Origin of the sequence: Celeribacter baekdonensis, assembly GCF_900102315.1 — a bacterium.
In the GTDB taxonomy this organism is placed as follows: domain Bacteria; phylum Pseudomonadota; class Alphaproteobacteria; order Rhodobacterales; family Rhodobacteraceae; genus Celeribacter; species Celeribacter baekdonensis.
Window position 1 is genome coordinate 17,672 of sequence record NZ_FNBL01000008.1, and the last position, 23,483, is coordinate 41,154.

Below are 23,483 nucleotides of genomic sequence, written 5' to 3' on the forward strand. Positions count from 1 at the left end.
ATCACCCCGCCCTTTCCACATTATAAATCAAACCCTTACAGGTAAGAGTTCACCAGGTTCTCCAACCGCTCCTGACGCCCTGAGCGCGGCTCCGGGTTGACGGTTTCGGCCAGAACGCGGGCTTGGATCGTGTCCAGATCGCCGTCTTTCAGCATCGCTTGGTTCGCGGGCAAATCCCAATCGGCATAGCGCGCCTGACGGGCCGCTTCCAATTTGCCATCTTCCAACATCCTTGCTGCGGCTTTGAACCCGCGCGCACAGATGTCCATCGCGCCGACATGACCCAAAATCAAATCTTCCGGGTCCAGAGATTGACGGCGAATGCGGGCATCGAAATTGGTGCCACCCGTGGCGAAACCGCCGACGCGCAAGACCTCGTAATAGGCCAGTGCGACTTCGGGCAGGTTGTTCGGAAACTGATCCGTGTCCCAGCCGGATTGGTAATCGTTGCGGTTCATGTCGATCGAACCAAGGATGCCCAATGAACCCGCCAGCGCCAATTCGTGATCAAAGGAATGACCGGCAAGAATGGCATGGCCCTGTTCGATGTTCAACTTGACCTCATTCTCCAACCCGTAGCGTTTGAGAAATCCGTAGATGGTGGCGACATCGAAATCATATTGGTGTTTCGACGGTTCCTGCGGCTTCGGTTCGATCAGGATCGTGCCATCCCAGCCCATTTTATGTTTGTAATTGACCACCATTTCCAACATCCGCGCGGCTTGGTCCGCCTCGCGCGTCAGATCGGTGTTGAGCAGCGTCTCATAGCCTTCGCGCCCGCCCCAAAGGACGTAATTGGCCCCGCCCAGTTTGATCGTCGCATCCATACAGGATTTGATCGTCGCGGCGGAGTAGGCAAACACGTCCGGGTCCGGGTTGGTCGCCGATCCGGCCATGAACCGGCGGTGGGTGAACAGGTTGGCCGTGCCCCACAAAAGCCTGGTTTTCGACGTCTCCATTTTTGCGGCGAAATAATCGACGATCTCTTCAAGATTGCGTTTGCTTTCCGCGAATGTCGCGCCCTCGGGACGGACATCAAGGTCGTGAAAACAGAAAAACGGCGCTTGCAGAATGTCGAACATCTCAAAGGCCACATCGGCCTTGAGTTTCGCCTTGTCCATGCCCTCGCCAAACCACGGGCGATCAAAGGTGCGCCCGCCAAACGGGTCGCCGCCCTCATAGGCAAAGCTGTGCCAATAGGCGACGCCAAAGCGAAGGTGATCTTCCATCCGCTTGCCCATCACAACCTCATCGGGGTTGTAATATTTATAGGCGAACTCATTATGCGAGGCCGGGCCTTCGTAATGGATCTGTGGAATGCCTTTGAAAAACTCAGTCATGTCAGCCCCTTAATGGCAACCTGTGCCGATTTGAACCGGGCGAACCCGTCTTCAAACGCAGCGCTCAGGCTTTGGTTAGGTTCAAGTGTTGTCTCAATGGCGGGCGTCGCGGCCATCTCGGCCCCGCCCCCGGTTGCGGCCATTTGGCCAAGGCGCGCCGCACCATAAGCGCCGCCAAAATCCCCCGCCACGGGCAGGTCCACGGCGACATTCAGCGCGGTAGCGATGGCTTCGACCCAGTAGTGGGATTTCGACCCACCACCGACCGCCAAAAGCCGGTCAATTTTGGTGCCGGTCGCGGCCAACGCCTCGGCGCAATCTTTGATCGCGAAGGTCACGCCCTCAAGCACGGCGCGGGTGCCCGCAGCACTGTCCGTCGCATGTTCCAGCCCAATAAAACCGCCGCGAATGGCGGAGTCGTTCAACGGCGTGCGCTCGCCGCCCAAATAGGGCAAAAACCGGGTTTTTCCGGGGGCTTCAAGCCCGCCAAGCGCACGGGTCAGCGTGGCCGCGTCTTGGCCGACAAATCGCCCATACCAATTGAGCGCATCGGTCGCGGCCAGAATCACGCCCATCTGATGCCAGGTGTTTGGCAACGCGTGGCAAAAGCTGTGAACGGCGGTGTCGGCGTCCGGTTGATAGCCGTCATTGGCGGCAAAGAGCACGCCGGAGGTGCCCAAGGACACAAAGGCCTGCCCGGCTTTCACAACGCCCACCCCGATGGCCGAGGCGGCATTGTCTCCACCGCCGCCCGCGATGACGCAGGTGGGCGAGACGCCCCATTTGGCGGCCAGTTCGGCGCGCAACGTGCCAGAGACCTCAGAGCCCTCGACCAAACGCGGCATGAAGGACCGGTCCATGTCGGTCGCGGCCAAAAGGTCATCCGACCAATCGCGCGCGCCGGTGTCAAACCAGGCGGTGCCGGCGCTGTCGGACATCTCGCCCACATGCTCCCCGCTCAGATAGAGCCGCAGGTAATCTTTCGGCAAAAGCACCTTTTTGAGCTGCGCAAAAATTTCCGGCTCATGGCGTTTGACCCAGGCAAGTTTCGGCGCGGTGAATCCCGGAAACACGATATTGCCAGTGATGGCACGAAAGCGTGGATCGGCGTCCATCTCCGCCGCCTCGACATGGGAGCGGGTGTCATTCCACAGGATGCAAGGACGCAGCACCTGATCCGCGCCGTCCAACAAGGTCGCACCATGCATATGCCCCGAAAGACCAATGCCCTTGACCGCTGAGAGATCGGCCTTGGTGCCAAGCTCGGCCATCACGCGATCACAGGCGGCAAGCCATGTCGCCGGGTCCTGTTCCGACCAGCCATCATGAGGGCGCTCATTGGTCAGGGCCACATTGGCTTCTGCGACGACATGTTGCGCCTCTGTGATCAGGATGGCTTTGAGACCAGAGGTCCCGAGATCAAGTCCGATATACATGAGATATCCGTTTGGTTGTCGGCGGGCGCTTTGGATCAGCGCCCACCGTGAGAAAAGGGTGAGAAAAGGGAATGGGCCAGATCAATACGCCTGCGGTGGCTTTTTCCCCATGATGATCATGCCCAGAATGTCCTCATCCGTGACCTCGCCGACGTTGACCGTGCCAACGCTTTGGCCGTTTTTCATCACCATCGCGCGATCACAGAGCCGCATGACGTTGTGAATGTCGTGCTCAATGAGGAAAATCCCCAAACCCTGCGCTTTGAGTTCTTCGATCAGTTCGGCGACCATCTGGGTTTCATGCGGACCAAGCGCGGCTGTGGGTTCGTCCATGATCAGGATTTTGGCGTTGAAATAGACCGCGCGGGCAATGGCGACCGATTGGCGTTGACCGCCTGAGAGCGCGCTCACCGGCTCTTTGAATTTCTGGAAATTCGGGTTCAGCCGCCCCATGATCTTGCGCGTCTCGGCCTCCATTGCCGGTTCGTCGACAAAGCCAAACGGTGTGACCAATTCGCGACCCAAAAACAGGTTGGAGGCGGCGTCCAAATTGTCGGCCAAAGCCAGCGTTTGATAGATGGTTTCGACATTGTATTTGCGCGCATCGCGGGTGTTGCGGATCTCCGCCTTCTCGCCATTGATATAGACCTCGCCCGCGTCCTTTTGATAGGCGCCAGACAGGCATTTGATCAGCGTCGATTTGCCCGCGCCATTGTGGCCCAACAGACCCACGACCTCGCCGGGGTGCAAGTCGATGGACACATGATCCACCGCCTTGATCCCGCCAAAAGAGATCGAAATGTCTTTGAGTTCCACCAGCGGCGTGCCGGTATTGGGGTTCTTGCCCATGGTTGTGTCTGCACTCTTTTCCATGCTCATTCCCCCTTAAATTTTCATGCCAAGGCGTTTGCGATACTGAATGTCGATCCAGACAGCAAAGACCAGAACCGAACCAACCACGATGTTTTGCAACGGCGCATCGACACCGACCATGGCCATGCCCGATTGCAGGGATTGCATGATCAAAGCGCCCAGAATGGCCCCGTGAATGGTGCCGATCCCGCCGGACAAGGCCGTGCCGCCGATCACCGCCGCAGCAATCACGCGCAGCTCATCAAGCGTGCCAATGTCATTGGCGTGGCTTTGCAAACGGGCCGAAGCGATCACCGCAGAGAGACCACAGAGAAAGCCCATCAACGCAAAGATCTTAACCGTCAAAAGTTTGGTGTTGATGCCCGAAAGTTCCGCCGCATCCGGGTTGCCCCCCGTCGCAAAGATGTATTTACCAAGGCGGGTTTTCTTGGCCACAAGGGTCATGGCAATGGCGACGACGATCAAAATGATCACCGAAATCGGCAGGCCGTAAGCCTCGGAATAGCCCGCGGGCATGATCTCGCCGCGCGCTTCAAACAGGCGTTTGAGTTTGCCCACCGGGATGTCATAGGCGTTGAGCGTGGCGATATAGCCAAGGATCGCAACCACGGCGACACCGCCGATGGTGACTTCGGCCCAGAGCGGCTTGATCGGAAAACCGTGGTTTTTCCGGGCGTTGCGCGCGTTCCAAAGGGCATAGATGGTGAATGCTGAGGCCAAAATGCCGACCGCCCAGGACAGGGTGACGCCCAATGTGCCCTCGGCCCCGCCCAGGACGGTAAAGGTTTGATCGAGCGGCGCAATGGTTTGACCATCGGTGACGTACCAGCCGACATAGCGCCAAATCAACAGACCGCCCAAGGTGACGATAAAGGCCGGGATTTTTTGATAGCCAACCAGCCAGCCATTGAACGCGCCGATGAGGGTGCCGACCGCCAGACAGGTCACAATCGCGATCGGCGCGATCAGCGGATTGCCGTAATCAAGACCCACGATCTGTGGCAACCAGCGCGCCTGCATCATCGCGCCAATGGCCGAGGAAATCGCCAACAAAGCCCCGACTGAGAGGTCGATGTGGCGGGTGACGATGACAAAGACCATGCCCGTCGCCATGATCGCAACCGAAACGGTTTGCACGGTCAGGTTAAAGATATTGCGCGGTGTGACAAACCGCCCATCGGTGAACATATTGAACGCCAGCGCGATGAGGATAAACGCCCCCACCATGCCCAAGAGCCGCATGTCGATCTCCAACAGGGAGAAAAACCCTTTGTTGCTGGAACTCTGTGGGCCCGCCTGTGTGTCTGCCTGTGTCGCCGCTGTCTGTGATTGGTCCGCCATTGTCGCCTTCCCCTAGGTCTGAACGAGGTCTGCGCCTCGTGTGCCTCATGTCCCGATCTTTATGTCTTGATCTCTGCTCTGCCTGCGCGTGTCGGATAACGCGACAGCAGATGTGATGAGGCGGACCGCCCCCGCCGAACCCGGCAGGAACAGTCCTAAATGCCCGGCGAACCGGGAGGATTTTAGTCCTGAAACCAATCAGTTACAGGGGGCCGGACCGTTTTCAACGCCCTGACACAGCGCGTCTTTGGTGATCCAACCGGCGTCCACAACCACCGACAGATTGTCTTTGGTGATCGGGATCGGGGCCAGGAATTTGGCGTTCATGTCATTGCCACCCGGAGTGGTGAAATCGACGGTGCCATCCACATCGGCCGCCATCATGCCGCCCGCCAATTCAACTGCGATCTCGGCGGCGTTTTTGCCAAGTTCACGGGCGTCTTTCCACACGGACACGGTCTGGGTGCCCAAAGCCACACGGTTCAAAGCGGCGTGATCGCCATCCTGACCGGACACCGGGATGCCCGCCATGCCTTGTGCGGCCAAAGCGGCCACAACACCGCCTGCGGTGCCATCATTGGAGGCGACAACCGCGTCCACTTTGTTGTCGGTGGCGGTGAGGATGGATTCCATGTTGCGCTGTGCGTTGGCCGGGAGCCAGGCATCGGTGTAGGCCTCGCCCACGATGGTCACCGCACCGGAATCAATCGCCGCCTGAAGCACCTCTTGCTGACCGCCCCGCAGGAAGTCGGCATTCGGATCGGTCGGCGAACCTTTGATCATGACATAATTGCCGGTCGGCTGAACATCGAACACGGCTTTGGCCTGAAGACGACCGACTTCAATGTTGTCAAAGGTCAGGTAATAGGCGCGTGAATCTTCGATCAGGCGGTCATAGGCGATGACCGGAATGCCTTCGTCAGCCGCCATTTCAACGGCCGGAATGATTGCCTGGGTGTCTTGCGCCAACACGATGAGCGCATCCACACCCTGTGCGATCAGGCTTTCAATATCGGCGAGCTGTTTGGCCGACGACGATTGCGCATCGGCGGAGACATAGGTGGCCCCAGCCGCCTCAAGCGCTGCTTTCATCGCGCCCTCGTCGGTTTTCCAACGCTCTTCCTGGAAATTGGACCAGCTCACACCAACGGTGAGATCGGCGGCGAACGCCGAAGTTGTAAAGCCAGCAGCCACAATGGTGGCCGCCATCAACATGGATTTACGCATGAATATCCTCCCAAATAACCACGCCGGTCTCACTCCTCCTACAGATAAGTGCCGACGGGTCCCGACTCGCAGTCGGGATGGCGAAATCATGGCATATTTAATTTGAGTGTCAAAATAATAATAACGCCCAACATTCACTTTCTGATGGATATTCAAAATAAACCATGCATTAATCGCTGAAACCTTAGGCGAAAAGGTGCGTAAATCGTCTATTAAATTAGATTGGCGAATTTTTATGATCCCTGACGTAACAACAGACATCCCGACGGATACGCCGGCCGATCCACTCACCCAGCCCCACCCGAAGGCGGGCTGCGGCCCCCTGTTCCCAAGCGCAGACACCGGCGCAAAACCCTATAAGCGCCAAGTGTTTGAGGCGGTGCGCGCAGCGGGCGCCATTGCCCGCGTTGATCTGGCGCGCCAACTTGCCATCTCGCCCGCAACCGTCACCCAAATCGCCTCGGATCTGATCGGCGCGGGGTTGATCGAGGAAACCGAATTGCCCCGGCGCGACACGGACTCCACCCGTGGCCGTCCCCGCGTCGGACTCAAAATCAACACCACATCTGGCATCATCGTCGGCATCAAAATCTCGGATCGCTCCAACTCTGCCGTGGTGCTGGATTTGGCGGGCAATCTTTTGGGCTCGGCCACCCTGCCCGCGCCCCCAATGGCACGCTCGACCGACGAGATACTGATCGAAGCCGAGGTCATCGTTGCGGCAGGTCTCAAGGATGCGAACCTGACCGGCACGCGCCCCACCGCCGTGGCCCTTGGCCTGCCCGGCATGGTCGATTTCGACGCCGGCCATGTGCTGTGGTGCCCCTTCATGGAAGCCGCCGATATCCCGCTGCGCAACCTCTTGGCCGAACGTTTGGGCGTGCCGGTGCGGATCGACAATGATGCCAACCTTCTGGCGCTGGCCGAACTGTGGTTTGGCGCGGGGCGCGGCTTGGACAACTTTGCCGTGGTCTCGATCGAACACGGGCTGGGCATGGGTCTTGTGATCCGGCACCAGTTGCACCGTGGTGGCATGGGGCACGGGATGGAGCTTGGCCACACCAAAGTGCAACTCGATGGCGCGCTCTGCCGCTGTGGTCAGCGCGGCTGTCTTGAGGCCTATGTCGCCGACTATGCCTTGGTGCGCGAGGCCCATACCGCGCTCAACATCGGCCCGCAAAGCCGCAGCGCCGACGACATGTTGGAAACGCTCTATCGCCAGGCCAAAGACGGCAACGCCTTGGCGCGGACGATTTTTTCGCGTGCCGGGCGCTATTTGGCCGCAGGGCTGGCCAATGTGGTGACCCTGTTTGACCCGGCATTAATCCTTCTCTCCGGCGATCGTTTGCGCTACGATTTTCTCTATGCCGAAGATGTGCTGCACGAGACCCGCATGTTGACCCACAAACCCGGACGCCCGCCGACACCGGTGGAAATTCACGCCTGGGGCGATCTGGTCTGGGCGCGGGGCGCGGGCGCATTGGCGCTTGATCTGGCCACGGAGATGCTTGTGGGATGACCCGCCGTTTTTTGTTCCCCCTCTGTGTGCTCTGCGCGCCCTCCACCCTCATGGCGCAATCCATTCCGCAATTCCAAAATCGCTCCGACGCCCTGCCCGCGCATGTCTACGGCGGCGGCTGGGAACATTTTGTCGGCGGCGGCGTGGCGTCCTTTGATTGCAATGGCGATGGGATGACCGATCTCTTTGCCGCAGGCGGTGAAAACCCCGCCAGCCTGATGGTGAACCGCTCCGAGCGTGGCGGGACATTGGCCTTTGACCGTAGCGAGATCGCCCAGATCACCGGCGTCACCGGGGCCTATCCGATCGACATCGACAGCGACGGGATCACTGATCTCGCGGTTCTGCGGGTCGGCAAAAATCTACTGTTAAAGGGCTTGGGCGATTGCAGCTTTGAGGAGGCCTCAGAGGCTTGGGGCTTTGACGGTGGCGACCGCTGGACCACCGCCTTTGCCGCCGGGTGGGAGGGCGACAACACCCGCCCGACGCTGTTTTTCGGCAATTACGTCGACCGCGACAACCCGGATGGGCCATTTGAGGCCTGTGACACCAACGAATTACACCGCCCAAACGCGACAGGATGGGACAAAACCATCCTGTCGCCGGGGTTCTGTACGCTCTCCGCCCTGATCTCCAAAGGTGCGCGCGGGGTGCAAAACCTGCGCCTCTCGAATGATCGGCATTACTATGTCAAAGGCGGTTACGAGCAGGTCTATGACCTTCAAAACAATCGCTTTTTAGATGAGAGCGATGGCTGGGACCGGGTCTCGCTTTGGGGCATGGGCATTGCCGAGCGCGACATCAATGGCGATGCGATCCCGGATGTGATGCTGACCTCGATGGGCGATCAATTGCTGCAATTTGGCCGTGCGGATGGCCATTATGAGGCCGCGCCTTTTGACATTGGCACCTACGCGCATCGGCCGCATTTGGGCGATGACGGACGACCCTCGACCGGCTGGCAGGCGGATTGGGGCGATGTCGACAATGACGGGCGCGCCGATCTGTTTATCGCCAAAGGCAATGTCGAACAAATGCCCTCAAACGCCGCGCGCGACCCCAACAACCTGTTGCAACAAAGGCCGGACGGGACGTTCCGCGAGGTCTCGATTGCGGCGGGCGTGGCGTCCTTGGAAAAATCGCGCGGCGCGGGATTGGTGGATTTGAATGGTGACGGCAAGCTCGATCTGGTGGTGGTCAATCGCGGCTCCAACATGGAGCTTTATGAAAACGTAACCGCCAATACCGGGCAATATCTGGACGTCTCCGTGGTGCAATCCGGCGCGAATAAAACCGCTGTCGGTGCGGTGGTGTCGGTGCTGACCAACCTTGGCTTGCAAGTGCAAGAGGTGAGCATCGGCGGCGGGCACGGATCGGGCAAGGCGGTGCCGTTGCACTTTGGCCTGGGTCACGCGGTGAGCGCGAAGGTTCAGGTCACCTGGCCCGATGGCGTTGAGAGTGATTGGGTAGACCTGACCCGGTTTGACCGCTGGGTCGAGCTGGCGCGGGAGTAAGGTGCGGGCGTTGTGCGAGCCCAAACCGGCCTATCACCGCAAGTTTCGTCGTGGCTTTATGTCTGGACCGAACGGCAGGTACGACAATGAGACGAGCATGTCTTTTTTCCTGAAATTCCGGCCCAGTCACTACCGCAGAGTAGATTTTCAGGAATTTCTTCAATGGCTTCTTTTGGGCCAAAAACATCCCAGATGTGCTCCCATCCCCCAGTGGAATATTTCGATACGGCTATGTTTTCGTTCCATTTTTCTAGCCACATCTTAACCCAAAGAAAATCGTGCGCAGGGACTTCATCAAAGTCCTCGACGAAAATTGTGGCTTTACAAAACCCTGGCATGGATTTTCCTATCACTTTGGGAACTGTTCTTTTGGGAAGCAAAACGGGGGTTCCGCGTCATGTTATCCTGTCCTCAAATCGGCCGCTCATGACAAATGGCGCGGACAGCAGCCTTTCCCCCGACCTACTTCTCAAACGCCAATCCCGACGGCACCGTCTCCGGTACGCCCAGCCGATTTGGATTGTCTTCAAGCGCGCTCAAAAACGTCATCAACGCGTCGATTTGATCGTCGGGCAAGCTCCGGTCCGGCACTTTGATCGCCGACAGGATCGCCGCCACATCGGCCTCCGTGTCCATCACCTCCCAATCCGCAACCGGCAGAACGGGCAGCACAGCCTGTGCGCGATCATAGGTCATCAGCGCCTCTGAGGGGGCAAGATGCGCCACTAAAAAGCCGCGCAGATCGGCGTAGGCGCCGGTGTGACCATAGGGGGATGTCAGCGTGACATTGCGCAGGGCGGGCGTGCGAAAGGCGTAGAGGTCTTGCGGCTGGCCGGTGACGCGGAACCGGCCTTCGTCGCGCGCGCCCTGTTCAAAGATCAACGTCTTGCCGGGGCCAAATTGCGGCTGGCCCATGGCGTGAAACGCGTGATCGGTCTGAAACGCGCCGGAATGGCAGGCGGCACAGCCCGCCTCGCCGTAAAACAGCGCCATCCCCGCCTTGGCCTGATCGCTCAAAGCCGCCTGATCCCCGCGCAGGTATTGGTCAAAGGGACTGTTATCAGAGCGGAATTCAAACGCCATAAACGCCGCCACCGCATTGGAAATATCGGCAAAGGCAATGGCGCGCCCAAAGGCGATTTCGGGATAGGTCGCTTCAAAACGCTGTTGATACGCGGGGATCGCCGCGACCTTACCCGCGATCATGTCCCATGCGCCGCCGGGGCCGGAAAACTGGCCTTTGCGGATCGCTTTGGACAGGGGGTTTTCGCTGACTTGCCCGCCCATTTCATCGGGTGAGAGCACGGGGAATGCCGCCTGGGTCGCCAAAACGCCCGACACAGTGGCAAAAAACCCATCCTCAATCGGCACGCGCAAATGGCCATCGACCTCCTCGACCCGACCATCGTGAAACATCCGCGTATACTCATGCGCGCCTAAATTATAGAGCGCGGGCGCGTTGCGCGGCACGCGATGTTCAGGCAGGTTTTGCGGGTCCGCCACACGGGTCGGCCCAAGACCGACCCCGCCCTCGCCCAAGCCCAAAGAGAGCCCATCCGAGGTGCCCAATTTTGGATGGTGGCAGGTGGAACAGGAAATATTGTCATTGCCCGACAGGATCGGATCATAGAACAAAAGCTGACCCAGCGTGACCTCGGACATGGTGACCGTTAGGTAATCTTTATCCGTGACCGGCGCGGGCAGATCAAATCCCAACACCGGGCTGGCCAGACTGGCCAAAATCAAAGCCGAGACACCGGCCCTATTCCGCGTATTCAACATAGGCAAATGCCCCCCCATCGGGCGACCATGACGGCACATTGATCGTGCCCTGCCCGCCGGTCAACGTCACCAGAGTTTCACTCGGTTGACCCGGCCGCCACAGCCGCAATTCCACATGCATCATCGGCGGATGACCCACCGTGCCCTCGGGATAGGCCAAATAGACCACCGCATCGCCTTCGGGTGCGGGATGCGGGAACCAATTGACCATCGCGTCCTGGGTCATCCGTTCCAACCCCGAGCCATCGAGGCGCACCCGCCAAAGTTCGGACGCCCCGGTGCGGTCCGAGTTGAACCAAATCCACTCGCCATCAGCGGAGAAATCCGGGCCATCGTAATGATGCCCGCCCTCGATCACGCAATGTTCGCCGGACCCGTCGCTTGCGGCCACGTAAATGCCAAACAACCCCTCGCGCACCGCCGTGTAGCATATCCATTGGCCATCGGGCGATATGCCATGAAACCACGACGGGCGCTTGTCTGTGACCTGTTCCGGGTCGGCCTCGCCGTCCAGAGATTGCCGCCAGATCAGCGCACCGCGGCCATAGGTGTGATCCGAAAAATACAGGGTCGCGCCATCGGGTGAGATGCCGTGATCATTGTTCAGATTGATGCACAGCCCGGTGTCGATCTCCAACAATTCCGGCGCATCCAGATCAACCCAAAACAGGCTGCCACCGCCATTCACAATCAACGCCGTACCGTCCGGCGTCCAGTTGGGCGCGGCAATCTCGACATCGGTTTCAAGCACGGGCGTACTGATCCGATCCTCAAGGTCAAAGATCATCAAACGCGATGTCCATTGTCCGCCAAGTCCGCCAAGTCCGCCAAGCCCGCCAAATTGAGCTGTCTCATTCGTCATCGCGGCCCCTCCCGAGCGTGTTTGCACCTAGAGTACAGCCTCAAAGAGAAGCCGCCAATGACTTAAATCACAACCACTTAGACTAATCTTGATCGCTTTCCGACGACAGCGCCCAGAGGTTGATTTTCTCCTCGTCTGCCGCCTCATCAATTGCCGCCAATTCTTCCGCCGTAAACGTCAAGTTGCTCACCGCCCCCACACAATCGACAACCTGCGACGGCTTTGACGCCCCAATGAGCGCCGTGGTGATGCCCTCATCGCGCAACACCCAAGCGATCGCCATTTGTGCCAATGTCTGTCCGCGCGCATGTGCGATGTCATTGAGCGCATTGAGGTTTTTGATCGCCCGATCCGACACCATCGACGGGGCCAGGGATTTGCCTTGGGTGGCGCGCGAGCCTTCGGGGATGCCTTTGAGATATTTCGCCGTCAACATGCCCTGCGCCAAGGGGGTAAAGGCGATGGAGCCGACACCCAACTCTTTGAGCGTGTCTTTCAACCCGTCACGTTCGACCCAGCGGTTGAGCATATTATAGCTCGGCTGATGGATCAGGCAGGGGGTGCCCAACGCGTTGAGAATGGCCACAGCCTCGCGGGTGCGGGCGGAATTATAGGACGAAATCCCCACGTAAAGCGCCTTGCCCTGCCGCACGATGCTATCCAATGCGCCCATGGTTTCTTCCAGCGGCGTGTCGGGATCAAAGCGGTGCGAATAGAAAATATCGACGTAATCCAACCCCATGCGTTTGAGCGAGGCATCACAAGAGGCCATCAGATATTTGCGCGATCCCCATTCGCCATAAGGTCCCGGGTGCATGCGATAGCCCGCCTTGGAACTGATGATCATCTCGTCGCGGTGTCCGGCAAAATCGGTTTTGAGGATCTCACCAAAGGCCGCTTCGGCACTGCCCGGAGGCGGGCCGTAATTGTTGGCCAGATCGAAATGGGTGATGCCATGATCAAAGGCGGTGCGCAGGATGTCGCGCTTGACCTGATGCGGCGTGTCATGGCCGAAATTATGCCACAGCCCCAGTGAGACGGCGGGCAGTTTCAGCCCGGAGTGACCGCATGTGCGGTAGACCATCGTGTCATAGCGGTCTTTGGCGGGGGTATAGGTCATCGGGGCCTCCTTTTGGCTCAAAGCCAGCTGTCATAATCGCTGACCAAAAGGTGCAGCGGTGCTTCGTCTTCTTCGATCTGGCTGAACCGCCCGATCGGTTGGTGAAAAATATTATCCGTGCGGTCATCGTTCACATTCGACACTTCGCCGATCAACACCTTACCGCCCTCGCCCCAAAACGCATGCCAATGCCACGGTTCCAAAGTCACGCTTTCCCCCGGCGCCAGTGCAAGATGTTCGCCCGCTTTCAAGGTCCGCATCTGACCATCGGTCCTCACCTCGACCGGGGCCGTGTCATTGAGCACGCCATCCTCCGTCCGGGTATAAAGTTGCAACACCAACGTTGCCCCGCCGCGGTTGATGATGTCTTCGGTCTTGTAGATATGGTGATGCATCGGGGAAAGTTGGTTTTCCTTCGAGATCAACAGTTTTTCGGCATAGAGCGGCCCCATGCCCCGCGCCACATTGGCGGCATTGCCATTGCGCAGGGTAAACAGGAACAGGCCCAAACTGTCGAAATCGCCCTGACCATAATCGGTGATGTCCCAGCCCATCATATGATCGCGGATCATCGCGCCATCTGTGGCCACGCGGGCCTTGAGCGCCTCGGGCGTCAGATAGGCAAAGGGCGGCATGACAAAGCCGAAAGAGCGCATAAAGGCATCCGACTCTCGGATGATCTCGTTGACAATGGATCGTTTCATCTGGCCCCTCCCAAGGTCGCCTCATAGAGATTTTGAACTGTAAAATTCGCTTTCATATCTGCATCTTGTGGTACAAAGGTGATCTTTTGCGGCATGTCTGGCAATAGCGTCACAGCATTGGCCGAAAACCGCCCCGGCTGATCTGCCTCAAGCATGACAAAAAGCGCGAGCGCTCTGGCCTCAAGTGTGATCTCAACTTTTCCGCGCAACTCCTTGGTTTCAATCACAATCTGAGGATCAATCAGATCATAAGTCTTGAACGGTTGTGGCGCATGACTGTCGCCGCCTTCGCCGCCCTCATTTTGCCCCTTATACTGCCATGTAAAGACGTAGAGTTCATCCTGTTTTAACAGGCTACGCTCCAACTCCAAAACATCAAAGGCTTTGTGGGTCATCGCCGTGACACAGACCTCCGCCAAAGGCCGCACATCGCCTTTTGGCGTGACAGCGGCAACCTGAATAGACACATCAACCTCTTTCGGCAGGTCATTGATAAGTTTAAACACATCTTTATCGCCCTGCGGCACGACCGTGACCAAAACCGGGGCATAAAACCGCGCGGCCATATGGTGCAAAATCTTCCAGCCGCCGCCATAATCCAAGCTCGACCAAGAGGCGCAGGGCCATGTGTCGTTGAGTTGCCAATAGAGCGTGCCCATGCAATGCGGTTTCAGCGCGCGCCATGCGGTGACGGCGGTTTTGATCGCGAGCCCCTGTTGCACCTGCGACAGGTATACGAGGTCTTCGAACCGCTCCGGCAGGCGAAAATCGCGCATCATCGTGCCCACGATCCGCGCATTGCCGCCCGCGTTTTTCTGATGCGCGTCCATCACCGCAGAGGCCATATTGCGGTCCTCGGGCGCGATGAACCGGCGGATCACCGCCATGGACGGAAAGGACTGAAATCCAAATTCGGAGACAAACCGCGGCCTCATCTCGCGGTAGGCCTCAAACGGCATATTCTCGTGCCAGACGGTCCACACATGCATGTCGCCCGAGCTGTCCTCATGCCAGGCATCGCCAAAATTCAAAGGCCCCAGCGAGGGCGAGGACGGCCACCAATTGGCCTCTGGGTCCGTGTCAAAAAGCGCATGTTCCAAGGTCTGATTGAGCCGATCATACATCACCAGATAGCGGTCGCGGTTGGCCCGCGCCTCGGGAAATTCGTGCAACATGCCCAAAAGCTCATTGTCACCACACCACAGCGCCAAACAGGCGTGATGCTGCAACCGCTGCACCTGTTCACGCACCTCAGCCGCCACATTGGCCAAAAACGCCCGATCTGCCGGGTAGAGATTGCAGGCAAACATAAAGTCCTGCCAGACCATCAGCCCCATCTCATCGCAGAGATCGTAAAACCAATCCGGCTCATAACGCCCGCCGCCCCAGACCCGGATCATGTTCATATGGGCGTCGACGGCGGATTGTAAAAGATCGCGCACGTTGTCGCGCTCAATGCGCCCATGCAGCGCATCCGCCGGAATCCAATTCGCCCCTTTGGCAAAAACATCGCGGCCATTGACCCGGAATTTAAACCCGGTGCCTTTCGCATCTTGAACCGTCACATGCTCAATCCGTCTGAGCCCGATCCGGCGCGTCGCGACCGCCTCACCGCACCTGAGCTCAAGCGGATAAAGCGGCTGATCGCCCTGCCCGTTTGGCCACCAAAGCCTTGGCACCTCCACAAAAAACACCGCCTGCGCCACGCCATCCGTGACCACGGCCTCACGCGTTCGATCCGCAAAGCGCATCTCAACCACCGCGCCGTCCCCATGTTCAACATGCGCCGTCACCGTGACCGACACGCTCTCGGCCTCAATATCATGATGCTCCTGCGCCACATGTAAATGCGCAATCCGCGTCTTCATTGCAGGACAAATACTCACGCCCCCGCTGACCCCAAACGGCGCCAAAGCGGCGTTCCAATCCCAGCCAAAATCGCATTGCTGTTTGCGCAGCATGTTGATGTTGGAGATCGGGCAATTGCCCTTATGATAGGGGATGTAAAACGGTTGGGATGTTTGCAGCGCCTCTGCCGCGTGGACCACCGAACGGAACCGCAATTCGATCTGGTTTTCACCCACATGGGCACAGTGCGACAGGTCCACCCGCCAGGTCCGAAACGCATTGTCGGCGGTCAACACAGCGACCCCGTTCACCAAGACATCGACGATGCCATCAAGGCCTGAGAGCACCATCTCAACATCCGCCTGCGTCAGCGTGACCGTGCGGCGTAACACCCAATCGCGCGTGGCAATCCAGCGCAGCGCCGCCTCTGTGTCACCGGCATAAGGCTCCGGCCCATGGCCCGCGTTGACCACGGTCGACACGCTGTCAAACGGCAGCGAGACCGGCAGATCATAGTCGCCCTGCGCATCCGCAAACCGCCACCCCTGTGTCAATTCAATCTCGGCCACGATCCCTCCGCCATGATCTCTCCGCCATGATCCCTCCACCACAAGCCTTCCCAGCACAATCCCGGTCTCCACACTCTATCTAAAACGTTTTAGTATCGCATCAAAAGCGATTCTTTCACTGTGATTGACCGAGGTGCCCGACGATGCGTTTTTCCATGTTGGAAAATTTTCCCGAAACGTCTTACCGTTCTGTCTCGACCCCAGCGACCGCACAAGCGACACTGCTGTGATCCAAGGTGGGCGAATCTGACGTCCTCATAAGGAGCGGATATGACAGGTGAGGATGAGCACGAAAAAACGGCCCCTGTGACCACGCCCCTCTTGTCTCCGGGCGAGCGCCCCACTCTCAAGACCATGTCTCGCATCACCGGGCTGGCCATCGCCACGGTCAGCCGCGCGCTCTCCGATGCGCCGGATATTTCGGTCGAGACCAAAAGGCGTGTGCGTGAATGCGCCGATCACATCGGTTATCAACCGAACCGTGCCGGTCAGCGCCTGCGCACGGGCAAAACCCATGTCGTGTCGCTGTTGATGCCCACCGAACCCGACATCATGTCCCATACCGCGCAGCTGATTTCCTCTATCGCCTCCGGTTTGCACGGCACGCCCTATCATCTGGTCGTCACCCCCTATGCCCCGAATGAGGATCTGATGCGGCCGTTGCGCCATATGATCGGCACCCGTTCCGCCGACGCCGTGATCCTCAACCAAACCATGCCCAAAGACCCGCGCGTCGCCTATTTGATGGAGCGGGGATTTCCCTTTGCCACCCATGGCCGCACGATCTGGGCGGATCAACACGCGTGGTTTGATTTTGACAACCGCCGCTTTGCCGAACTGGGCATTGCCGCCTTGGCCCGGCGCGGGCGGCGTCATGTGTTGATCGTCGCCCCGCCTCTGGATCAGCTTTATGGTCAGGACATTCTTGAGGGTATCACAAAGGCCTGCCAGATCCATGGCATGACGCCGCTCTGGCTCAAAGGCGCCACCTCGGACAGCGCCTCCAAAGTGATTGAAACCGCAGTGAGCGCCGCCCTCGAAGAGACCCCCGAAATTGACGCCATCCTTTGTTCCTCGCCGATGAGCGCCATCACCGCCATTGACACAGCCGAGCAATTGGGACGGGTGATCGGCAGAGATTTTGATGCCTTCGCCAAGGAGGCAACCCCGCTTTTGACCCGGTTTCGTCGCGAGGCGCTGACGCTTCATGAAGATGTCGCCAAGGCTGGCAAGGCATTGGCCTGCGCCGCGCTTCAGGCCATCGAAGACCCCAAAGGGCCACGGATGAGCGGTCTTGATATTCCGCACTATCAGGATCCTTTGGACGCCCCATCACCCGATCTCTGATTTTTACGTTGACCTGATCCTGCGTCCCGCTAAACCGATCACGCGCATCTGCCACAGTCGAGGGTCTCACGATGTATCACAGCCTGTCCCGTTGGGTCGCGCGTTTGGCGCGGCTGACCGCCTATGCTGGCGGGCTGAGCCTTTTGGCCGTGATCGCGTTGACCTGCGTTTCCATTCTGGGCCGGGCTTTGGATGGCGTAGGCTTTGGCCCGATCCCCGGCGATATTGAGCTGGTTGAATTTGGCATCGGATTTGCCGTGTTTTCCGCCATGCCTTATGCCCAATTCGCCCGCGCCCATGCTCGGGTCGATCTGTTCAAACCGCTGATGGGGCATCGGCTCAATCGCCTGTTGGAACTGATCGGTGATCTGTTTTTGTTGGGCTTTGCCACTCTCGTGGCATGGCGGCTTTGGCTTGGGATGATTGACAAAGGGGCCTATCACGAGACCTCATTCATCCTGCAAATCCCGGTGGTCTGGGGCTATCGCGCCGCCATGGCGACCTGTGTCGTGGCGGTGATCGTGGCGCTCTACTCTGTGCTGCGCTCGACCCATGCGCTGCTTTTTCCCACATCACAGCCCACTTCTGCGGAGGCCACGCATGAGCCGCTTTGAAATCGGCCTTTGGTCTTTTCCCATCCTCTTGGTGCTGATCTTTTTGCGCATCCCCATCGGGGTCGCGATGTTTGCCGTGGGCTTTGGCGGGGCCTATCTCCTCAGTGGCAACTCCGTGATGATGTTGAGCCAATTCAAACATTTGATCTATGGCGAATTCTCGTCCTATTCGTTTTCCATCATCCCGCTGTTTTTGTTGATGGGCCATTTCGCCACGATGGGCGGGATGTCGGCGGGGTTGTTTAAGGCGGCGGAAACATGGCTCGGCCACCGCAAAGGCGGGGTCGCCATGGCCGCGGTCGGCGCCTGTGCCGGTTTTGGCGCAATCTGTGGATCGTCCTTAGCCACCGCCGCCACCATGGGCAAAGTTGCGCTGCCGGAGTTGAAAACATACGGCTACACCGGGCGTTTGGCGACGGGAGCGCTGGCGGCGGGCGGCACATTGGGCATCCTGATCCCACCCTCTGTGATCCTCGTGGTCTACGCCATGTTGGCCGAACAAAACATCGCCAAACTCTTTGTCGCGGCCTTCATACCGGGCCTTTTGGCGGCGCTTGGCTATATGATTTGCATCTCGATCTACGTGCGCATCCGGCCCCAATCCTGTGGGCAACGCGACAAGGCACCGATGGCCGAGCGCCTCACCGCGCTTGTGGCCGTCTGGCCGGTTTTGACGATTTTTGTCGCGGTCGTGGGCGGCATCTATTTGGGTATTTTCACCCCGACCGAAGCCGCCGCCGTGGGCGCGGCAGGCACCGGGATTGTCGCGCTCGCGAGCGGCGGATTGACATGGCGCGGCACGGGCGAGGCGATTTTGGAAACCGCTGCCTCGACCGGCATGATTTTCCTGATTCTGATCGGCGCGAAAGTGTTCAACAACTTTTTGGCGCTGTCCGGCGTGCCAATGCAGGCCGCCGCATGGGTCGGTACTTTGGGCCTGACGCCATGGGTGATTTTGGCGGCGGTTTTGCTGCTTTATCTCGCCTTTGGCTGTGTCATGGACAGCCTGTCGATGATCATCCTCACCATCCCGATCCTGTTCCCGATCTTGGAGGGTTTGGATTTTGGCCTGCCCCATGGCGAATTTGGCCTGTGGTTCGGCATCGTCGTCTTGATCGTGGTCGAGGTTGGGTTGATCACCCCGCCCGTGGGGATGAACCTGTTTATCATCAATGCCTTGGACAAGGACACACCAATTTCCGAGACCTTCAAAGGCACGCTGCCTTTTGTGATCACCGACCTGATCCGCGTTGGGATTTTGATCGCCTTCCCGGCGCTCACCCTTGGCCTTGTGCGGTGGATTTATTGATGCCTGCACTGCCGCCCAGCCCCCTTTGGGGGGTTCAAGCCGCCTTGGAGCCGATCGGTGGCGGCCATCGCAATGCGGTGTTCCGCACCTCGGGTCTCAAGCGCGATTTGGTGTTCAAATCGACCCGCCGCACGGAGGCGGCGCTGAGCTGGCTCACGCCCGTCATGGACGCCGCCGAGGCCGCAGGGTTCACCGTCCCCCGGCTCATCCCGGCGTTGGACGGCGCTTTATCGGCGGCGGGATGGACCTGCGAACCCTATCTGGAAGGCCGCCCCTTTGCGCCCGAAGACATTCCCCAAATCGCGCCTCTGATCGACAGGTTTCACCGCAACACCCGCGCCCTGCCGCAGCGTCCGGGCTTTCTGAACAGTCTCGACCTGATTGAGGCAACCACGGGTGGCGATGTCGATCTGATGGCCATGCCCGCCGAGATCATCGCGCTGTGCCGCCGGGCGTGGCAGGCGGCACAAGGCGAGATTGGCGTGATCCATGGCGATCTGAACGCGGGCAACCTGATCGACACCGCGCACGGTCCGGCGTTGATAGATTGGGATGAGGCGCGGGTGGATTTGCGCGCCTATGACCTGATCCGCACTGATCCCGAAACCGCCAGCGCGACGGAAAAAACCGCAGCCCTCGCCTGGGAAGTGGCGTGCAGTTGGGGGATTGAACCGGAGCACGCCCGAATTTGCGCGCAGGTTTTGCAACGACGGATTTAACCAGCCTCTCGCCCGTCGAGCTTGGCCAGATAGCCCGCCAGACTCGCATCCAGCGCAGCAAATTCCTGTGCTGTGAGCAGCGCGGTCAGGCGATGTTGGGTGGCGACATGATCCTCGATCACCCGATCAATCAGGGCAAATCCCGCCTCCGTCAGACCGACAATCGCCCGGCGCGCATCCTCTTTGTCAGATCGGCGTTCCACCAGACCTTTGACCTCTAACCGATTGATTCGATTGGTCACTGTGCCTGAGGTGATCATCATATTGTCCATCAATTGCCCGGCTGTGAGCGCATGCGGCGGCGCGGCGCGGCGCAATGTGGCGAGCAAATCGAAACTGGCTTGGTTCAGGCCATGGCGGGCAAAGGTCGCCTCCATTTCGCGCGACAACACGCGGGTGATCCGCCCCAATCGGCCAATCAGCCCCATCGGTGCGGTGTCAAGATCGGGCCGGGCTTTCGCCCATTGCGCCCGGATGTGGTCAATCTGAATGCTGTCATCGCTCATGCAACAGAGTTTGCAGAAAATCATCTTGACGTCAAGATTTCTCGATTTATCTTAACGTCAAGATAAATTCAGTTTCCTCCAAAGGCCGCACAATGCCACATCCCTCCTCCCGCAGCTCCGATATCCTGCTCACCGCCCTTGCCCCCGCCATCTGGGGCTCGACCTATCTTGTCACCACCCGTTTTTTGCCCGAAGGCATCCCCTTCAGCGTCGCGCTTTTACGCGCCTTGCCTGCGGGGCTTTTGCTGCTGGTGATCCTGCGCCGCCTGCCGCCGCTGGCGCTTTGGGGCAAAATCTTTGTCTTGGGCGCGCTGAATTTCACCCTGTTCTGGAGCTGTCTGTTCATTGCCGCCTATCGCCTGCCGGGCGGTGTGGCGGCCACTTTGGGCGCGATGCAGCCGTTGATCGTGTTGATCTTGATGCGGGTTTGGATGGGCGCGGCGCTGCGACCCTTGGCGGTATTTGCCGGGATTGCCGGCGTTTTGGGCGTGGCGCTTTTGGTGCTCACACCCGCCGCCACATTGGACCCGCTTGGCCTCATCGCAGCCCTGATCGGCGCTCTGTCCATGGCCATCGGCACGGTTTTGACCCGCACATGGGCCCTGCCCGCCACGCCGCTCACCGTCACGGCCTGGCAATTGGTGGCCGGGGGTCTGTTGCTTTTGCCAATCGCGCTGATGCTTGATCCGCCGATGCCGCAAGTAAGCGCCACAAATATCATCGGCTTTGTCTATCTCGGCCTGATCGGCGGGGCTGTGACCTATTTCCTGTGGTTTCGTGGCATTGCCCGGCTGGACCCGCAAACCGTTGCGCCCTTGGGCCTGTTAAGCCCGTTCACCGCCGTGATCTTGGGCGTGGTGATTGCCCGCGAAAACCTCTCCGCGCTGCAATCGCTTGGCATGGTTGTGGTTTTGGCCTCGGTCTATCTGGGCCAATATGCGCAGGCCCCGCGCCGCATGAACCCGGCCTGAACCCGGCCTGAACCATCTCAGCCAAAGAAAACGCCCGCCGGATGTGGCGGGCGTTTTTTAGGCGGCTGTGTCGGACTGGGTCTCGGGCGGCACAGGCTTTGTCACATCGCCCAAAGCCTTCATCGCGGCGAATTGCGACAAGAACACCTGCCCGCTCAAATCCTGCAACAAATGCGATTTTTGCAGACGATCCATCACCGGACCTTTGACCTCAGAGAGGTGCAGTTTGATCCCGGCGTCATTCAGACGTCGGTTCAACTCTTCGAGCGTTTCAAGCGCCGAAGAGTCGACATCATTCACCGCCGGACACATCAGAACCACATGTTTGATCACCGGGTTGTCGGCAATCCGGTCCAAAATATAATCCTCCAAGAACCGCGCATTGGCAAAATACAGGCTCTCATCCACCCGGATCGTCACCATCTCCGGCACCGTCAACACGTCATGACGGTTGATGTTGCGAAAATGCTCGGACCCCGGCACCAGACCGACCTCGGCCACATGCGGGCGCGAGGTTTTATACAGGTGCAGCGCGATGGACAAGATCACCCCAGAGGACACACCCGTCTCCACCCCGAACCACAACGTCAACAGGATCGTGGCCAGAACGGCGGCGAAATCGGCCTTGCTATAACCCCATGTGGTTTTGAGGATTTTGAAATCCACCAACGAGAGCACGGCGACAATGATGGTCGCGGCCAGCGTCGCGATGGGCAAGAAATAGAGCAAAGGCGTGAGGAACAAGGCCGCAAGCGCGATGCCCACGGCGGTAAAAGCCCCCGCTGCGGGGGTTTCCGCGCCCGCGTCAAAGTTGACGACCGAGCGCGCGAAGCCGCCCGTCACCGGATAGCCGCCCGAAATCGCCGCGGCGATGTTGGAGGCACCAAGGCCGATGAGCTCTTGGTCCGGGACGATGCGTTGGCGTTTTTTGGCGGCCAAAGTTTGTGCCACGGAGACGGATTCCACAAAACCGATGATCGAGATCAGAATGGCGGAGCCAAAAAGCTGGCGCCAAATCTCAGGCGAGAAATATGGCAGCGTGAGCGGCGGCAGGCCACGCGGCACCTCGCCAACGATTTTCACCCCATGATCATTGAGCGAAAACACGAATGAAATCAGCGTGGTGACCACAACGGCGGCCACGGGCCCCGCCTTGGTCGCAATATCCGCCATGCGCGGGCCCACGCCTTTGGAGATCAACAAGGGTTTCAAACCTTTGCGCACCCAAAACAAAAACGCCGTCGCCGCCACGCCGATGATCAGCGTGATGAAATTGGTCTGACCGAGGTGTTGGGCGAGCGAGATCAACCGCTCCGGCAAAGTCTCTCCCGAAGCGGAAACGCCAAAGATATGTTTGATCTGCGACGCCGCGATCAGGATGCCCGAGGCGGTGATGAACCCCGCAATCACCGGATGCGACAGGAAATTGGCAAAGAACCCAAGTCGGAAAAACCCCATCACCAAAAGGATCACACCGGAAATAAACGCCAATGTGATCGCGGCGGCGGCATATTCGGCCGTGCCTTGCAGTGCCATATTGCCGACAGCGGCGGCGGTCATCAACGAGACAACCGCGACCGGCCCCACGGCCAAGGCGCGCGAGGTGCCAAAGATGGCATAGGCGACAAGCGGCAGGATCGAGGCATAAAGCCCCATCTGCGCCGGTAGCCCCGCCAGCAAGGCATAGGCCAGCGATTGCGGGATCAACATGATCGTCACGATGATCGCCGCGATGCCGTCATTGGCAAAGGTCGAGGGCGTGTATTTCGAACCCCACTCAAGGATGGGAAGGTAACGGCGCAGTTTGCGCGGGTCAAATGACCGGGTCACAGACAAGGGACTGTCCTTTCGCTTGGACACAGGATCGGGGAGGACGTCCGGG

19 protein-coding genes are annotated in these 23,483 nt (G+C 59.0%); 7 read left to right on the top strand and 12 right to left on the bottom strand.

Annotation, left to right across the window (positions count from 1 at the left end; translation table 11 throughout):
* Nucleotides 1-35 precede the first annotated feature (35 nt).
* The 5 genes from xylA to xylF all read right to left on the bottom strand — a co-directional run bounded on the left by xylA (nt 36) and on the right by xylF (nt 6,217).
* A complete protein-coding gene (gene xylA, locus BLT54_RS13655; RefSeq protein ID WP_074645867.1) occupies nt 36-1,340 on the bottom strand; it encodes a xylose isomerase in 1,305 nt (434 codons plus the stop codon).
* Entirely contained in the window at nt 1,337-2,776 is a 1,440-nt protein-coding gene (gene xylB / locus BLT54_RS13660; protein ID WP_074645868.1) for a xylulokinase, read from the bottom strand. The genes xylA and xylB overlap by 4 nt, the downstream gene beginning before the upstream one ends.
* 81 nt (nt 2,777-2,857) lie before the next feature.
* Entirely contained in the window at nt 2,858-3,625 is a 768-nt protein-coding gene (locus BLT54_RS13665; RefSeq protein ID WP_074646035.1) for an ATP-binding cassette domain-containing protein, read from the bottom strand.
* Nucleotides 3,626-3,661: 36 nt separating this feature from the next.
* The gene (locus BLT54_RS13670) at nt 3,662-4,990 is read right to left on the bottom strand and encodes a sugar ABC transporter permease (protein ID WP_040402168.1); all 1,329 of its coding nucleotides are present in this window, start codon (nt 4,988-4,990) and stop codon (nt 3,662-3,664) included.
* A gap of 198 nt (nt 4,991-5,188) precedes the next feature.
* Nucleotides 5,189-6,217, bottom strand: a complete 1,029-nt coding sequence (xylF, locus tag BLT54_RS13675) for a D-xylose ABC transporter substrate-binding protein (protein WP_074645869.1) — start codon at nt 6,215-6,217, stop codon at nt 5,189-5,191.
* A 235-nt stretch (nt 6,218-6,452) separates the two neighbouring features.
* Here xylF and BLT54_RS13680 point away from each other — a divergent pair, with 235 nt between their 5' ends.
* Both BLT54_RS13680 and BLT54_RS13685 read left to right on the top strand, forming a co-directional pair.
* Nucleotides 6,453-7,736 (top strand): ROK family transcriptional regulator, encoded by a 1,284-nt coding sequence (locus BLT54_RS13680; protein WP_083351820.1) that lies wholly within the window; start codon nt 6,453-6,455, stop codon nt 7,734-7,736.
* Complete coding sequence (locus BLT54_RS13685) at nt 7,733-9,250, top strand: CRTAC1 family protein (protein WP_074645870.1); 1,518 nt, start codon at nt 7,733-7,735, stop codon at nt 9,248-9,250. The genes BLT54_RS13680 and BLT54_RS13685 overlap by 4 nt, the downstream gene beginning before the upstream one ends.
* A 462-nt stretch (nt 9,251-9,712) precedes the next feature.
* On the opposite strand, the gene BLT54_RS13690 is transcribed toward BLT54_RS13685, so the two are convergent.
* The 5 genes from BLT54_RS13690 to BLT54_RS13710 all read right to left on the bottom strand — a co-directional run bounded on the left by BLT54_RS13690 (nt 9,713) and on the right by BLT54_RS13710 (nt 16,135).
* Nucleotides 9,713-11,032 carry a cytochrome-c peroxidase gene (locus BLT54_RS13690; protein WP_074645871.1) on the bottom strand — a complete coding sequence of 440 codons (1,320 nt, stop codon included), beginning with the start codon at nt 11,030-11,032 and terminating at the stop codon, nt 9,713-9,715.
* Nucleotides 11,013-11,894: a TolB family protein gene (locus BLT54_RS13695; RefSeq protein WP_245708008.1), complete on the bottom strand. Its 882-nt coding sequence runs from the start codon at nt 11,892-11,894 to the stop codon at nt 11,013-11,015. The genes BLT54_RS13690 and BLT54_RS13695 overlap by 20 nt, the downstream gene beginning before the upstream one ends.
* An 82-nt stretch (nt 11,895-11,976) precedes the next feature.
* Nucleotides 11,977-13,014 (bottom strand): L-glyceraldehyde 3-phosphate reductase, encoded by a 1,038-nt coding sequence (gene mgrA / locus BLT54_RS13700; protein ID WP_074645872.1) that lies wholly within the window; start codon nt 13,012-13,014, stop codon nt 11,977-11,979.
* Nucleotides 13,015-13,031: 17 nt separating this feature from the next.
* A complete protein-coding gene (locus tag BLT54_RS13705; protein WP_074645873.1) occupies nt 13,032-13,718 on the bottom strand; it encodes a D-lyxose/D-mannose family sugar isomerase in 687 nt (228 codons plus the stop codon).
* Nucleotides 13,715-16,135, bottom strand: coding sequence for a beta-mannosidase (locus BLT54_RS13710; protein WP_074645874.1), 2,421 nt, complete (start codon nt 16,133-16,135; stop codon nt 13,715-13,717). Before BLT54_RS13710 ends, BLT54_RS13705 begins: the two co-directional genes overlap by 4 nt.
* Before the next feature lie 270 nt (nt 16,136-16,405).
* Here BLT54_RS13710 and BLT54_RS13715 point away from each other — a divergent pair, with 270 nt between their 5' ends.
* From BLT54_RS13715 to BLT54_RS13730, 4 genes are all read left to right on the top strand, one after another.
* Complete coding sequence (locus tag BLT54_RS13715) at nt 16,406-17,482, top strand: LacI family transcriptional regulator (protein WP_074645875.1); 1,077 nt, start codon at nt 16,406-16,408, stop codon at nt 17,480-17,482.
* A 71-nt stretch (nt 17,483-17,553) separates the two neighbouring features.
* Nucleotides 17,554-18,096 (top strand): TRAP transporter small permease, encoded by a 543-nt coding sequence (locus BLT54_RS13720; RefSeq protein ID WP_074645876.1) that lies wholly within the window; start codon nt 17,554-17,556, stop codon nt 18,094-18,096.
* Nucleotides 18,083-19,405 carry a TRAP transporter large permease gene (locus tag BLT54_RS13725; protein ID WP_074645877.1) on the top strand — a complete coding sequence of 441 codons (1,323 nt, stop codon included), beginning with the start codon at nt 18,083-18,085 and terminating at the stop codon, nt 19,403-19,405. The genes BLT54_RS13720 and BLT54_RS13725 overlap by 14 nt, the downstream gene beginning before the upstream one ends.
* Nucleotides 19,405-20,124: a phosphotransferase enzyme family protein gene (locus tag BLT54_RS13730; RefSeq protein ID WP_074645878.1), complete on the top strand. Its 720-nt coding sequence runs from the start codon at nt 19,405-19,407 to the stop codon at nt 20,122-20,124. The genes BLT54_RS13725 and BLT54_RS13730 overlap by 1 nt, the downstream gene beginning before the upstream one ends.
* Here BLT54_RS13730 and BLT54_RS13735 read toward each other — a convergent pair.
* Nucleotides 20,121-20,630 (bottom strand): MarR family winged helix-turn-helix transcriptional regulator, encoded by a 510-nt coding sequence (locus BLT54_RS13735; RefSeq protein WP_074645879.1) that lies wholly within the window; start codon nt 20,628-20,630, stop codon nt 20,121-20,123. The genes BLT54_RS13730 and BLT54_RS13735 overlap by 4 nt on opposite strands.
* 92 nt (nt 20,631-20,722) lie before the next feature.
* Here BLT54_RS13735 and BLT54_RS13740 point away from each other — a divergent pair, with 92 nt between their 5' ends.
* The gene (locus BLT54_RS13740; protein WP_074645880.1) at nt 20,723-21,601 is read left to right on the top strand and encodes an EamA family transporter; all 879 of its coding nucleotides are present in this window, start codon (nt 20,723-20,725) and stop codon (nt 21,599-21,601) included.
* Nucleotides 21,602-21,658: 57 nt separating this feature from the next.
* Here BLT54_RS13740 and BLT54_RS13745 read toward each other — a convergent pair whose 3' ends face one another.
* The gene (locus BLT54_RS13745) at nt 21,659-23,437 is read right to left on the bottom strand and encodes a SulP family inorganic anion transporter (RefSeq protein ID WP_074645881.1); all 1,779 of its coding nucleotides are present in this window, start codon (nt 23,435-23,437) and stop codon (nt 21,659-21,661) included.
* Nucleotides 23,438-23,483: the final 46 nt, after the last annotated feature.

Coding starts and splice junctions, on each gene's coding strand:
- BLT54_RS13665 (WP_074646035.1), bottom strand. CDS start 3,625: ATGGGCAAGAACCCCAATACCGGCACGCCGCTGGTGGAACTCAAAGAC.
- xylA (WP_074645867.1), bottom strand. CDS start 1,340: ATGACTGAGTTTTTCAAAGGCATTCCACAGATCCATTACGAAGGCCCG.
- BLT54_RS13730 (WP_074645878.1), top strand. CDS start 19,405: ATGCCTGCACTGCCGCCCAGCCCCCTTTGGGGGGTTCAAGCCGCCTTG.
- BLT54_RS13680 (WP_083351820.1), top strand. CDS start 6,453: ATGATCCCTGACGTAACAACAGACATCCCGACGGATACGCCGGCCGAT.
- BLT54_RS13705 (WP_074645873.1), bottom strand. CDS start 13,718: ATGAAACGATCCATTGTCAACGAGATCATCCGAGAGTCGGATGCCTTT.
- BLT54_RS13740 (WP_074645880.1), top strand. CDS start 20,723: ATGCCACATCCCTCCTCCCGCAGCTCCGATATCCTGCTCACCGCCCTT.
- BLT54_RS13720 (WP_074645876.1), top strand. CDS start 17,554: ATGTATCACAGCCTGTCCCGTTGGGTCGCGCGTTTGGCGCGGCTGACC.
- BLT54_RS13690 (WP_074645871.1), bottom strand. CDS start 11,032: ATGTTGAATACGCGGAATAGGGCCGGTGTCTCGGCTTTGATTTTGGCC.
- BLT54_RS13695 (WP_245708008.1), bottom strand. CDS start 11,894: ATGACGAATGAGACAGCTCAATTTGGCGGGCTTGGCGGACTTGGCGGA.
- BLT54_RS13715 (WP_074645875.1), top strand. CDS start 16,406: ATGACAGGTGAGGATGAGCACGAAAAAACGGCCCCTGTGACCACGCCC.
- mgrA (WP_074645872.1), bottom strand. CDS start 13,014: ATGACCTATACCCCCGCCAAAGACCGCTATGACACGATGGTCTACCGC.
- BLT54_RS13685 (WP_074645870.1), top strand. CDS start 7,733: ATGACCCGCCGTTTTTTGTTCCCCCTCTGTGTGCTCTGCGCGCCCTCC.
- BLT54_RS13725 (WP_074645877.1), top strand. CDS start 18,083: ATGAGCCGCTTTGAAATCGGCCTTTGGTCTTTTCCCATCCTCTTGGTG.
- xylF (WP_074645869.1), bottom strand. CDS start 6,217: ATGCGTAAATCCATGTTGATGGCGGCCACCATTGTGGCTGCTGGCTTT.
- xylB (WP_074645868.1), bottom strand. CDS start 2,776: ATGTATATCGGACTTGATCTCGGGACCTCTGGTCTCAAAGCCATCCTG.
- BLT54_RS13670 (WP_040402168.1), bottom strand. CDS start 4,990: ATGGCGGACCAATCACAGACAGCGGCGACACAGGCAGACACACAGGCG.
- BLT54_RS13735 (WP_074645879.1), bottom strand. CDS start 20,630: ATGAGCGATGACAGCATTCAGATTGACCACATCCGGGCGCAATGGGCG.